At 66.9% G+C, this 12,930-nt stretch carries 11 protein-coding genes; 4 read left to right on the top strand and 7 right to left on the bottom strand.

The features are described 5' to 3' along the window. Positions 1-99 precede the first annotated feature (99 nt). Both Vlu01_RS04905 and Vlu01_RS04900 read left to right on the top strand, forming a co-directional pair. Positions 100-2,088, top strand: a complete 1,989-nt coding sequence (locus Vlu01_RS04905; RefSeq protein ID WP_203994565.1) for a GmrSD restriction endonuclease domain-containing protein — start codon at positions 100-102, stop codon at positions 2,086-2,088. Positions 2,089-2,103: 15 nt separating this feature from the next. Continuing rightward, positions 2,104-3,303 carry a restriction endonuclease gene (locus tag Vlu01_RS04900; RefSeq protein WP_203994563.1) on the top strand — a complete coding sequence of 400 codons (1,200 nt, stop codon included), beginning with the start codon at positions 2,104-2,106 and terminating at the stop codon, positions 3,301-3,303. Positions 3,304-3,310: 7 nt separating this feature from the next. Here the strand turns inward: Vlu01_RS04900 and Vlu01_RS04895 are convergent, their stop codons facing one another. Together Vlu01_RS04895 and Vlu01_RS04890 are read right to left on the bottom strand one after the other, a co-directional pair. Further along, on the bottom strand, positions 3,311-5,488 hold the full coding sequence (locus tag Vlu01_RS04895) for an EAL domain-containing protein (protein ID WP_203994561.1): 2,178 nt from the start codon (positions 5,486-5,488) through the stop codon (positions 3,311-3,313). 118 nt (positions 5,489-5,606) lie between these two features. Next, positions 5,607-5,834, bottom strand: a complete 228-nt coding sequence (locus Vlu01_RS04890; RefSeq protein ID WP_203994559.1) for a hypothetical protein — start codon at positions 5,832-5,834, stop codon at positions 5,607-5,609. Positions 5,835-6,035: 201 nt separating this feature from the next. Here Vlu01_RS04890 and Vlu01_RS04885 point away from each other — a divergent pair, with 201 nt between their 5' ends. Then, the gene (locus Vlu01_RS04885; protein WP_203994556.1) at positions 6,036-7,352 is read left to right on the top strand and encodes a helix-turn-helix domain-containing protein; all 1,317 of its coding nucleotides are present in this window, start codon (positions 6,036-6,038) and stop codon (positions 7,350-7,352) included. An 87-nt stretch (positions 7,353-7,439) separates the two neighbouring features. Here Vlu01_RS04885 and Vlu01_RS04880 read toward each other — a convergent pair whose 3' ends face one another. From Vlu01_RS04880 to Vlu01_RS04865, 4 genes are read right to left on the bottom strand one after another with little or no spacing between them, the layout of a single operon-like run. Continuing rightward, the gene (locus Vlu01_RS04880) at positions 7,440-7,817 is read right to left on the bottom strand and encodes a hypothetical protein (protein ID WP_239095700.1); all 378 of its coding nucleotides are present in this window, start codon (positions 7,815-7,817) and stop codon (positions 7,440-7,442) included. Next, on the bottom strand, positions 7,814-9,052 hold the full coding sequence (locus Vlu01_RS04875; protein WP_203994553.1) for a WXG100 family type VII secretion target: 1,239 nt from the start codon (positions 9,050-9,052) through the stop codon (positions 7,814-7,816). Before Vlu01_RS04875 ends, Vlu01_RS04880 begins: the two co-directional genes overlap by 4 nt. Beyond that, positions 9,049-9,366: a type VII secretion target gene (locus tag Vlu01_RS04870; protein ID WP_203994550.1), complete on the bottom strand. Its 318-nt coding sequence runs from the start codon at positions 9,364-9,366 to the stop codon at positions 9,049-9,051. Before Vlu01_RS04870 ends, Vlu01_RS04875 begins: the two co-directional genes overlap by 4 nt. After that, a complete protein-coding gene (locus Vlu01_RS04865) occupies positions 9,356-9,790 on the bottom strand; it encodes a YbaB/EbfC family nucleoid-associated protein (RefSeq protein ID WP_203994547.1) in 435 nt (144 codons plus the stop codon). Before Vlu01_RS04865 ends, Vlu01_RS04870 begins: the two co-directional genes overlap by 11 nt. Before the next feature lie 198 nt (positions 9,791-9,988). On the opposite strand from Vlu01_RS04865, the gene Vlu01_RS28050 reads away from it, so the two are divergent. Beyond that, positions 9,989-10,270, top strand: a complete 282-nt coding sequence (locus Vlu01_RS28050) for a hypothetical protein (protein WP_444543438.1) — start codon at positions 9,989-9,991, stop codon at positions 10,268-10,270. Here Vlu01_RS28050 and Vlu01_RS04860 read toward each other — a convergent pair. Beyond that, entirely contained in the window at positions 10,157-12,766 is a 2,610-nt protein-coding gene (locus Vlu01_RS04860) for a hypothetical protein (RefSeq protein WP_203994540.1), read from the bottom strand. The two genes, Vlu01_RS28050 and Vlu01_RS04860, sit on opposite strands and share 114 nt — an antisense overlap. Between the last annotated feature and the right edge of the window lie 164 nt (positions 12,767-12,930).

Below are 12,930 nucleotides of genomic sequence, written 5' to 3'. Positions count from 1 at the left end.
TCTGCAACTGCCGGCTTGCCCGGGGGCGGGACAACGCCCCTGCCCCCTACCTGGGTGGGATCGGCATTCACAGAGCTGGCGCAACGAAGGGGTTGGTTGATGCACGTCGACAGGATCGAACGATCCATCGGAAAACTGATCGACGAGATCTCGAACGCCGAGATCCTGCTTCCGGAGATCCAGCGGGAATATGTCTGGAAGCCGACACAAGTCGCCAAGCTGATGGACTCGATCTATCGGGGTTACCCGTTCGGCTCACTGCTGTTCTGGGAGACCGACGACGCGCCAGAGATCCGGGACATGTCCGTGAGCGGGCCCGAACCGATACCCTCCAAGCCTCCGCTGTTCCTCCTCGACGGCCAACAGCGGCTGACGTCCCTGCACCGGGTCTTCACCGACCACCCCGACGCGCAGGTCGTCTTCCACGTGGAGAACCAGAAGTTCCAGAACCAGAGTGCCGCGACCCGACGCGACCCAAAGTGGGTCAAGGTGGCGGACGTGCTCGATCCGAAAGCCAGCATGTTGCGCCTGACGCAACGACTGCTCGACGCGGGGTCCACTCTCGAAGACCATGAAATCGAGGATCGGCTCGGCCGGATCAAGCAGTTGCGCAACCGGCACTTCGTCATGGAGGTCCTCAAGGGCTTCCCGTACGAGGAGGTCGCGGAAATCTTCGTCCGGGTCAACAGCGGCGGCCGTCGACTCGGCACCCTCGACCTGGCAATGGCGACCCTGTCGACCCGGTGGAAGGGTGTGCTGACCAAGCTCCAGGACGAGTCGCAACATTGGCTGGGTCACGGCTACGGACACATCGACGTCAACTTCCTGTCCCGCGCCCTGGCCGGCGTGGTGCTGGGACGTGGTCTCTCGGTGTGGTCCCACAGCAAGCTGCGGCAGACCGGAGACGCCGAACTCGAACGCGGCTGGGAGGTGGTCAAGCGCGGCCTACGACGTTTGATCCCGCTGTTGGAGCACGAGCTGAAGCTGACCCGGTCGGACCCGTTGCCCTCGATGATCGTCCTGATCCCGCTGGTCGTGCTACTCGGTGAACGCACCGAGGAGGCGGTCGACCAGGAGACCTCGAACGGAATCATCTACTGGCTCCTGCTCGCCACCATCCGGACCCGCTACAGCGGCTCCACCGACACTCGGCTCAGCCAGGACATCCGGTCCGCGCGGCAACCCAACCCGGTCCGGGCACTCCTTGAGGGCCTTAGCGTGGAGAACTCCCGCGCCGAGGTGACCGACCGGGCGCTCCGAGGGCGGACGAAGGAAAGCCCCTACTTCTTCCTCAGCCTTCTCGTGGCCAAGGCCCGCGATGCCCGCGACTGGTGGTACGGCACCGACATCCTTCCGGACACCGGGGACGCTCCCAAACTGGAGCACCACCACGTTCATCCACCGTCTACGCTCGACGATCCCCGCTTCGACAAGGCGATGGTCAACGACCTGGCGAACCTGGTCTTCATCTCCGCACAGGCCAGCAAGAAGATCAACGGCCGAAGTCCAGCGGAGTACTTCCCCACGCTGCACGAGGACGAGCTGAGGCAACACCTCGTACCCGTGGCCGCGGCACTGCGCGGTCCGGACGGTTACCCCCGCTTCCTGGAGGCTCGACGTCAACTCCTCGCGGAGGCGATGAACGCCCTGCTGGACCGCTTCCGTCCCGCCTTCCTGGACGAGGTACCGGTCGAGAACGCCGACCCCAGCGCCGGGCTTTCGCTGGACCTCGCGCTCTATGGCAGCCTCCGGGACGGCGGTCGGATCGTCTTCACCGCCTCCGGCGATGGCATCTCCTGGGCTGGATGGGCAAGCATGGCCGAGTTGGACAGCGCCATCGAGTCCGCTCGGATCGCTGGCATCGACAGCGACGTGACGATTGCCGGCGAGTCCGTCCCCGTCGAGATGATCGAGGACTCTCTGCAGATCACCATCGGCCCGTTCCTGGTCACCGGAACACCGGAGGAGTGGAGGACGGTGTTCGACCGAGAGTTGGACACGTCGCAGCCGCTGTCGGCGCTGCCTCGCATCGAGTCGAAGCGGTGGGACAGCGAGCCCGTGAAGTTCCCCGTCACCAGCACGGACTGATCGGAAGGAGATCTGGTGGCGACAGCATGGATCGTGCGGGCGGGCCGTGACGACAGCTACGACGAACTCGCCCTCGACAAGAACCTGATCGCGGTCGGCTGGTCCGCTGCGGGAGACCTCAGCACCACAGCCTCGCCCAGCGAGGTCCGCAAGCGGGTTAGGGCCGCCTACCCCGAGGTCGAGCAGCGTGCGGTGGAGAGCTACACCGTGCAGTTGGTCGCGTTCCGGTCGAAGATGTCCGCGGGCGACATCGTGTTGTTTCTGCGGCGCACCAGCCCCGACGTCGCCGTCGGCCGGGTGACCGGACCCTACGAATATCGGATGGACCTTCCCTCGGGCATCCGGCACGCGCGATCCGTGGCGTGGGCACGCACCGACGTTCCACGGGCATCCGTGGAACGCGAGTTGCTCGCGCTGCCCTCACTGACCACGGTCTATCGGATTAACCAGGTGGAGAGCGTCGCCCGTCTCGAACGTCTCATCGAGGCCAAGCGGATGCCGACGATCGATCGCCCGGTGCAGCCCGAGCCGGCCGACCCGCCGGGCCAGGATGCGGACTCGATCCCGTTCACGAACCTGCGGCGGAACCTCGACTACGCGCGCAGCCTCGCCACCGCCGGGCAGCATCTGGACCAGCTCAAGGTCGGTGCGTTCGAGGTGTCGGACGTCTACCGGGCGGCGTGGGTGCAGAGCGTCGCCGCGCTCGACCACTGGGTCCGGCAGGAGGTCCGCGCCCGGATGCTGCGGCTGGTCGCCCAACCGGGGGTGCAGAAGCCGAAGGGGTTCACGTCCTTCAGCATCTCGCTGGGCCTGGTCGAACAGGTCCAGGCCGGCACGAGGACGCTCGTGGAGGCCCTGGACCAGCAACTCCGCGAGCAGGGCCACCTGGTCTACCAGAATCCCGACAAGATCCGCGACGGCTTCGGACTCGTTCACGACGTCAAGGGGTTCTGGGATCGGGTGGCGCGGGTACTCACCGAGCAGAGCGGGGACGGCGTTTCCTGCACCGGTAGAGAGGTACAGGAGCAGATCCGGCAGATCGTGCAACGCCGGCACAAGATTGCTCACGAGTACGACGAGGACCCGGAAGACGTCACTCAGAAACGCCCGATCGACGGCGCCGGGACCACCCAGACCATCGACTACATCGAGCAGGTCGCCGCCGCGATTCTGGAGGTGCTCAACAGCGGAAATCCCGTACCCGACGGGAAGTAGTCCACCCCTACTCCTCGGTGACCAGCTCAGCGATCCGCGCCTGCACGTCCGGCTGCAGTGGGCGCAGGGTCGGGTCGGCCGCCTGACCGCAGAAGTAGCCCTGCACGTGGTGAATCCCGAGTTCGTAGATGTGCCGGAGCCGGACCGGTGACTCGTCGTCGAAACCTTCGAGGATCACGGCCCGGGGGTTGGGTGCCTGGCCCAGGCTTCTCGCGTATCCCGCCACCTGGACGACGAGCGCGAGTTCCTCAAGGGCCATCGGATGGTGCAGCACGGCCCGGTCCACCTTGATCTGGGTCAGATGCAGCTCGGCCATGCGGGCCAGGGACGCGTACCCGACTCCGAAGTCGTCCACTGCGAAATTGATCTTCAGGTCGGTGGTGAGCTTGGTCAGCCGGCTGTGGAAATACACGAGCGGTTCCTGCGGCCACTGCTCACCCGGGCCGGGCTCGATGGCGTCCCGCTCGGAGATCTCCAGAGTGAGCACGCGCGGATTCAGACTCGCCTCGATCAACGCCTTCGTCACCTGGTTCAGGTACGAATCACTGAGCAGCGAACGGACGGCGACATTGATGGACAGCGGCTTGGTGCCCTGCCATTCGGAGTCCGCGTCGGCCTGCGCGTACGAGTGGATGGCCTTGCTGGCGAGCAGCGCGTCGCGCTCGATGATGAAACGGTCTCCCCAGGCGTAGGCCATGTTCAGCAGCCGCAGCGGTGCTCCGCGGTGCTGGTCGCCTCTGCGGGCGAGTGCCTCGTAGCTCTGGACGCTGACTCCGGAAGGCCGCTGGTCCAACTCGACGACGGGCTGAAAGACCATGGTCATGCTGCCGATCAGCTGCTGATAGAGGCTGAACGCGTGCTCGTAGAGGACGACCGGCAACCGACCGAAGGAGGTACGCAGTGCGGTTAGCACGCGCATCTCCGCCTGCACCGGATCGTCGAGCGGGTTCGAGTCCCAGATGGCGCGCAGCATGACAGCCAACGGCTCACCCATGTCGAGCTGGGCCAGCGCTGGGTCCACCAACGTCAGGGTAAGGATGCGGTCGCCTTCGTACGACAGGGGCACGCAGAACAGTTGGCGTCGGCCATCCTGCGAGACCACGAATCCAGGAATGGTCGTGCGGTACTGCACCGCTGCTCTGGTCGCCAGTTCCAGCAGGGGCGACAAAAAGTCGCTGTCGAAGTGCTGGGTCCAGTTGACCTTGCCGTGGCTGTTCCCGGTGAACGTCACGATCGCGGCGGACTCGGCATCGAGGGCATACCGGATGATCTCCAGGCGTCCGTCGTGTCCGCTCTGCTGCCGTGGCTGTCTGGACCCGCCGCGGAACACCCGGGCCAGCAGTTGGAGTATCGAGTTGACCTGATCCTCCAGGGGGTTACGGCAGAGCCCGATAGTGCCGGGAGTAGCCGACGTGATCAGCGCCTTGTCATGCCGGGAGACCGGCGGCTGGGTAAGTGGTCCGGCCGGCCCCCAGGTCTGCATGAACTGCACGGGAAGTGGGTCGATGTCCTGCTGCGCCACGAACTCGGCCATCGCGGCGAAGGAAACGCGCCCTCGCTCGTCCTGGGCTGCACCGCGGAGTGCGCGAAGCACGTGATAGGTCAGTACGCCATGCTGGTGTTGCGCGCTCTCGCGGGCAGCCTCCCCACGCTGGCAGGCCATCAACGCGCTGTGCCGGTCGACCCGGGTGTGGTAGGTCCGCATCGCCTCCGTGTGCGGTTGCCCGGCGTCGAGGTCACTGCCGGCCTGGCAGCAGTCCAGCACGAGCAGCGAGGTGCCGGCGAACACCTCGAAGACGTCCTGCCGGAGAAACGACATCCGCAGGCCCTGGTCAGGTTCAAGGACCAGCGTTTCCGGGTCGAGATCCCCAGTGACCAGGTACGCGTCGTCCGGCATGCTCCACTCCGGTACGAGCGAGTGGCCCGCGAAATAGACCAGCAGAACGTCGGACGGGCTGGCCTGGACGGCGATCTGCCGCAGCGTCCTCTTGATCGCCGACGAAGTGGCCGCCGCACCCGTGTAGAGGTGCACCTCGCCATCGTGGAAGGTGCCGACTTCCTCGTCGAGCAGGACCGTACCCATCGCCGTCGCGTCCTTCTCCGCGTAGCTCAGGGCCGGCAGGCCGATGCTGGGGCTGCCCTCGTTGACACCGATCAGGACCGCCCACCGCTTGGCCGTCGCCATGCCCAGAACCCCCGAGGTCTCTCCACAACGCAATGACAGCGCGAAGCCGGGAAAATGCTGTGAGTGACCCTATCGCGGTCGGGGAAGCGTGAACGCTGACCGCAGAGTCAGAAAGCCGTCAGGGCAACTCACCGGACCGGTCCGCTTGGCGGAGGTAGCTCCTTACCAGCCTGGCGAGAGCCGCGACGATCGTGCCGACCGCAGCGACGGCGGCGGTCGCCGCCGCCTCACCCCCGATTAGCGCGATCACGACCAAGGCGACGAGAGCGATCGCGCCGGTTGCGAGCGTACGGTTGACGACCGACTCGGCCCGCCGGCTGCTGCCGGCGTTCTCCACCCTGCCCATCAGTCCTCCCGCCTCTTGCTCTTGCGACCAGAACAACAAACCCGGGACGCCGCCGGCTCCAGTTCGTGCACCAAACGAAAGAGGTTTGCGTGAGGCGGCATTCACGGCGGACATTCGACGGTGAGGATGCGGCGGTGGGAGGCTGCCATGGGCGGCGCGCTCCGATGGTCTGCGCTTCCGGAGGCCAGACAGGCTGCTGCCGTGGGCGACTTCGGCACACTGCTGCGCATCGCCCGTACCGCCGCACGGCTGACCCTGGCCGAGGCCGGCCAGCGATGCGGCTACTCGGCGGCGACGTTGTCCCGGATCGAGCGGGGTCGGCAGCGGCTCACGGACGTCACAGTGCTGCGAAGGCTGGCAGCGATCTTCGACATCCCACCCGAACTCTTCGGGCTCACGGACATGAACGGCCCCGCAATCCACCAATCCACTGCGCCGATCGATAAGGTGCGCGGTAAAGCAACGCGGCACGAGGTGGGAGAGGATTCGGTGCGACGGCGTGAGGTGCTCGGCGGACTGGCCGGTCTGGTCGGCTCGACGCTCACCGTGGGCACACCCGCACCGGCGTCGCCACCCGACCGCGTGGTCACCAGCCTCGAGGACGTCCTCCTCGGTCACAGTCCGCCACCGACCGGTTCGATCGACCCTGGCTGGTTGCGGAGCATGCTCGCCCATGCCTGGTCCGATTTTCGCGCGTGTCGCTACGCCAGGCTGTCGGCCCGGCTGCCGCAGTTGGTTTCGGCGGCAACTGCCAGCCACCTGATGGCGACCGATGGGCAACGCCCGACCGCCGCGGCGACGCTGGCCCGGACGTATCACCTGACCACTCAGGTACTGGTCAAGTTGCACGAGAACGGCATGGCGTGGTCGGCGATGGACCGCGCCAGGCACGCGGCCCGGGAGGCGGACGATCCGCTGCTGTACGCCGAAACGGCGCGGATCACCGCGATTGTGCTGCGGCGCACCCGTCACGGGCAACGCGCCCAGCAGACTCTGATCAACGCGGCGCAGGCCCTCGACGAGTCGACCCGCCTCCGATCAGCACAACAGGTCGCTGCCTACGGACGGCTGTTGGCAACGGCCGCGTACACGGCCGCGCTCGCGGATCGACGGGACACCGCGACGGAATTGCTGCACGAGGCCGACGAGGCAGGGCGGCGTGGTGGGGCCGGCAATGGATTCGCCGACGTCGACGTGATGCTCTACCGGATCGGTGTCGCCCGGGTGCTCAACGACTTCGGGGCAGCGGTGCATCACGCACGCGAGTTGCGACCCGAGCAGTTGGGCACCGTGGAGCGACGTGCCCGCTACTGGGAGGACTATGCCCTCGCGTTGCACGGGCGCGGGGCGTACGCGGAGTCGTTCCGCGCCCTGCTGGCCGCCGAGCGGATCGCGCCGCAGGAAGTCCGGTACCGCCCATGGGCGCAGCACCTCACCGTCGCCTTGCTCAGCGCAGACCGCCGGCGAACGCTGCCCGACCTGCACGACTTCGCCGCCCGCATCGGCACGGCGCAGTAGAACCCGACCTTTGCGGCCGGCGGTCCGCTGCCCGGCGTGGACACTTGGCAGCCGGTGAGCACCCGATCACCGCCGCCGGCCAGGCGATCAGAGGCGAGGATGCGCGTTCTCGATGCGCTCAGCCTTGACGTACGCGAGAAGGTCGGCTTGGTCGGTTGCCGGAAGGGCCTCGAAGGCGGCGTAGGCGACCCTTCGCGCATGTGGCGTCTCCGCGGCCAGTAGCCCGATGATGGCCGCCCACGCGAGCGACACCGAATGAAACACCCGATCCTCGCGCAACCCGGGGACCCTGCTCAACTCACCCAGCCTGGTCGCCGCGTCGTCGTCCCTGCTGGCGCGGTCGACAAGCTCGAACACGGCTTTCCCCCGGTACGCTCCACCGCTCTTAATCAGCTCCGCCAGCTCCGCGTTCCCCATCTGCCGCACGGGAGGTGGCGTGATGTTCGGCGGCTGGGGGACGGTCATGGTTCTTCTCCAAAGATCTTTGCGTACTCTTCGCGGATCAACTGGTTCAGTCGCTCGACGGAGTCACGGTCACCGATGGACTCCGCGTACCGGATCTCCTGTTGGTAGGCCCTCACCTCGTTCTCGTAGCGCACCACCGGGTCTTCGAACCAGCCTCTCATCCCGACCCAGCCTGCGGACTGATCCTCGCGGAGGTGCTGCATCTCGTGCAGCAACGCACCGTACGAGGCATCCGGGTCGAGGATCAGGTGCCCCGGCTGCCCCGGTGACGGGCTGGGGCCGTAGGCCAGTCCGCCCTCCCGGAAGGTGATCTCGACACCCAGCTCGCGTGCCTCCTGAATTGCGGCATCCCACTGTTCCGGATGGGTCTCGCGGGCCGCGCCCCACTTTCTCAGCGGGTCGGCATCGGAGTGCAGCAGATGCGTATCGCGGGCGGCTGCTGGCGACGACGCCGGACCGCGGTCCGTGAGACGACGGAGAGTGGCCTGCAACTCGCCGATGAGCCCGCTGAGACGGCGCAGGGTCGGCGCCAATCGACGTAGACTGCTGATCAGTCCGTGCAGCAACCGGGTGATGCGCGCCACCCACTTCGCGGCAAGGGTGGTGACCTGGGTGACAACCCAGGGAGTGGCCAACCCCAGCGTGACACCGGCCTCGGCAAGCCACACCCATAGGCGTACGGCCAGCACCGACACGAACTCGGCGATGAGGTCGCGGATGAGTTCGCGGACCAGCGCGACGAGCAGCCCGGCACCGGTGGTGATCTCGGACATGGCGTTGCTGGCCCGGGCGAGTGCGTCCAGTACGGCCTGCTGCTCCTGGCTGTGCCGTCGATAGGCGACGGAGGCGGCGCCGCTCCAACCGGCGACCTGCAGGTTGACGGCGTCGCCGAGGGTGACGCGAGAATCCCCGATCGCGCCGGTCACGTTGCGCCACGTCTGGGCGTACGCGGCGATCTGGTCGGGGTCGCCAGCCAGTTCGTCGAGGGCGTCCGAGAGCGGTTTGACGTGCTCGATCAGCCAGCCCACACCCCAGGCGACGAGTTGACCCAGCGGGTCGGTCACGAAGGCGAGGGCGTCCATCGAGACGGCGAACCCACCGATCGCCGTGTCGATCCATCCGCCCCCGGCGTAGCTCGCCAGTAGACCGTCGATGTCCTCGGCGATGACCACACCGCTGAGTGCGGTGGTGCTGTCCTGGCGGAGCGCGATGAGCGGGTTCGCCGACTCGCTCACCGTCCGGCTCCGTGGCCGAAGAGAGCGGAGACCTCCTGATCACCGCTGTCGTACTGGCTCGCGGTGGCACGCAGGTCGTCAGCCGTACGCTGCAAGGCATCGGTGGCTTCGCTCAATGCGCTGATCGTGGCCTGTTGGACCGGGTCGAGCAGGCTGGGGATGAGCTGGCACAACCGACCGTACGCGTGCCGGCCCAGTTGCACCGATCCGGCTGCCCGGCGGCTCTGATCGACCATCTCGGCGACCTCGTCGACACTGCTGGCGTGCCGGCGCAGGGCCTGGCTGTCGACCTCGAAGCCCGCCTCACCAGCCACCGCGCTCCCGCCGCGAGTTGTCGCGTTCCTGCTCGCGGTCGTCATCCACCTCGGGAAAACGCTCGGCGTAGCTCGCCACGATCGCACGTGCGGTCTCGGAGTTGGCGCCGACGGTCTGCGCGGCAATCTCGGCCACCGCCGCTGCGAGACGACTCTGGGCCCGACGCATCGTCGCCATGATTTCCGACGCGATCCTCGTCCCGGACCAGTCCGGCAACCGGTCATCGATCCGCAGGTCCGTGACGATCCCTGAGCCAGCGACCGTCACCTCTATCGCCCCACCACCGCCGGTGGCGGAGACTGACAGGCCAGCGACTCGCTGCGACATCTCCTGCGCCTGCGCGGCCCGCTCCGACATGGACGCCGCCCACGATCGGGTCCACTCCTCGGCCGAATCCGCCACCCTGTCAAAAGATGCATCCATCAGCGCCGCTCCCCCATCGCGCCACGATAGCCACGGACCGTGACCGAACCTAGCGTTGTGTCGTATCTCGACAGCCCGCCGGAAGCATCGTCACGTCGAACGCCCATTCTGGTAGACGACGCGGAAGCCGAAATGCTGCGCCAAAGGTGCCCAGCGCGGTGACTTGATCAGCCGCTCAACGCAGTCGGCTCGAACCTGGTGCCCGGCGGCCTGGTACCTTCCGCCTACCGATGCCAAGCGTGGTGGACGAGCGATGACCGAACCCATCCGCAGAGCCGATCCTGGGATGCCGCCGGCTTCACGGCTCATCCGATCTTGCCCAGAGGCTCGTCAGACTCGTTTCGAAGGAGGGCTGTCCTGGCCTGGTCAACGGGTTCGGCGACGGTGCCGCCGCACGTAGGTAAAGCCGTCGGGAAGCGGATGATCCACGACCTTGGCGGCGCGCATCGCCTCACGGTGGTCCTCGATCCGTTCTGGTGAGGCTTTCGCTCCTGCTGGAAGCCGCCGGACGAATCCGTCCACCCAGTGGTCGCGGCGTGACACCGGTGCCTCTTGCCTCTGGTTGGGGACCGCAGCGAGATCCACCACCTTGGGGGCGAAGCGCAGGAGTCCCACTCGTCGCTGGCCGGCCCGCGGCGGGTAGCTGGGCAGGCCGTTCTTATCCAGGCTTCCTCGTACGCGCGAGATGCGCCGATCCCGGATCAGATCCCGCACGGCTGGGGGGATCCCGCTGGTGCGGTGCGACGGCAGGCCAAGCTCCAGACAGTTGCTGACCAGAGCCGCCTCGGCCAGGATCACGCTGCCGTCGGAGCTGAGATGGCCTAGCTTCCGGAGCGTACGCAGGACCCATCCGGTGTCGGAGAGGTCGAGCGTTCCACCTTCCTGATCCGCGCCAGGCGCATTCTCCCGGACCACCATGCGGATGTCGTAACGATGCCGGTAGGTGAGGTCATCGATCCGCTGCGACCGGGGCAGCGGATCAGTGGTGGCTAGGACCAGTTCCTCCCTTGAACGCCACCTCAGGAGAACCAGGGTCCCGGGTAGGAGGTCGTTCGGCCAGCCCACTCCATGCAGCTCCCACCGGCCGCCGAGGCACCGGGCCTCGACGTTACTCTCGGTCGCGGCACGGCCCGCCAGATCGCGGTGGTCGATTCGCATCCGGAGGCGCTCGCGATCGGCGGGAGGCGTCGTCAGCCCGTCGGGAAGGGGACACCACTTCCCGGCGATCTGTGCTCGCCCTACCGCCGTGGTCCATCGAATCTCTCCGGCATCAGTGGTGTCGGAGACCCGCTGGGCTACGGTCCTCAGCGGTGGCGACGGCGCAGACTCAGACTCCGCCAGTTCGCGAAGTTCATCAGAGATCTGGTCGGCCAGCAACTTCACCATCTGGGCACCACGAGATTCCCGCGCCGACCGCAAAGCCGCGACTCCAAGGCGTCGCGCAGCCGCTGAGCCGCGGTGCGGCTGGGGACAGGTGTCGACAGACACGAACACTCTGCCGATGCGGGGTACCCGTGAGCGAAGCAGATCACGGGTACGCTCCGAGACAGCGAATCCCAACTCCGCAGGCACAAGGCGTTTGTGTAGGACGAATCTCAGCACAGATGCGGCTCGCTCGTCACGACAGACGACGTGGACGCTGGACAGCTCGCCGCCGAGGTCGAGCACGGTACGACACAGCGCATGAAGCCAGGCGTCATGGATGTTGACAGCTCGGTCGACCCCGGTCCCCACTTCACCGTGCTCGGTCACCCAGGCGAACCCGAACCGCCCCACGTCGCTGTACGAGATGTCCACCACGCCGACGACCCGTGCTACGTCCTTCGGGACCTGCTCACGCAGCTCCGGACAGGTGAAGGTGTTGAGCTGATTCACCTCCCGGTGTGCGGCCGGTTTCGAGTCGCCAGAGGCCTGTTCGTGGTTCCCCTCGGCAGCGTCGTTCCGGTCCTTGAATTCTCGTTCTTCGCGCTGAGCGTTGCCGGGCAGATCAACCGGCTGCAGTCGCGAGCGCACCGTGCGCGCGAGCGCCGACGCGCAGCCGACGTGGCGCTCTCCAGGGAGATCCTTCGAACAGATCTTCCGATGCTCGTCGATCGCCCGATCGACCTGCCGCGCGAGCGTGGGGTCATATTCCCTCACGGCAATCTGGGCTTCCACTGCAGCGGCCACACGCGCCTTCGTCACACCCAGCGCCCGGTAGATGCGGCTGGCTTGAGCATGCAAATCTGCGACCATGAGTTGGGCTTCCAGGCATCGGGCGCTGCCGCGGGCGTACGCTTCGCCAGCACGACGTAAGCGCCGCAGGTCGTACTCACCGCGTACATCTGGCAGGTCGGCTTCCAGTGACTGACGGGTTCGGACAAGCTCCGCCACGATCGTTTCCGTACAGTCCGCCCACTGCTCGGCCATCGCGGGATGTGCCATCGACTGGTCACACTCCCACCGATTGACATCGGCGACGGCTTCGCGAGTGAAGTCGCCCCGGTCCAGCTTTCTCAGGCGCGTCACCTCGGCCGGCAGCTCAACGGGGCGCTTGTCCTGCCTCTGGAGCCACAGCCAGAGATCGGAGGTCGGAGGCTCACGCCGATCAACGCGTATACCTCGGCGACGCAGCGCCTTCGTGAATGCCTTATCGAAGGTATGCGGTGCTACCTCGCGAATGACGCGCGTCTCCAGCGGTTCCTCGATCGACCCCTTCGATGCCGGCGAAGTCCGGGCATGGCATGCGGCGCGGAAGGTGTCGACCGCTTCTTTTCGGCGGAGCGCCAACTCCTCGCGGATCGCGGCCTGTTCCTCGGCGGCCGCCTTACCGGTCAGTCGAGCGATGCGAATCTCGAGGTCGACGAGCAGCTCCGCATATCTGATCGCGGCGATGGAGGACGGCTCGCCGGCACGTCGGCGGTGCAGCTCTTGCTCTGACGAGGAGAGCTGTTGTCCTTCGGCGACAGCGCGGTGCAGGGCAGCGAGCCAGACCATATCCCGCGGCAGCGGACCGGCCGCGCTGTGTGCCTCCGACCGCGCTCGCTCCGAGGGCCCCGCAGGCCGTGGGGTTGGCATCGTGCTGTGCTGGGGTGCTATCTGGCGTCGGTAACAACCGTTGCACAGTAGGCGGGACCAGTCGTCCAAGATCGTCACGACCC

The organism is Micromonospora lutea (genome assembly GCF_016863535.1).
GTDB classification, from domain to species: domain Bacteria; phylum Actinomycetota; class Actinomycetes; order Mycobacteriales; family Micromonosporaceae; genus Micromonospora; species Micromonospora lutea.
Note: the sequence above shows the minus strand (reverse complement) of the source record. Positions and strands in the feature narration are given on the sequence as shown.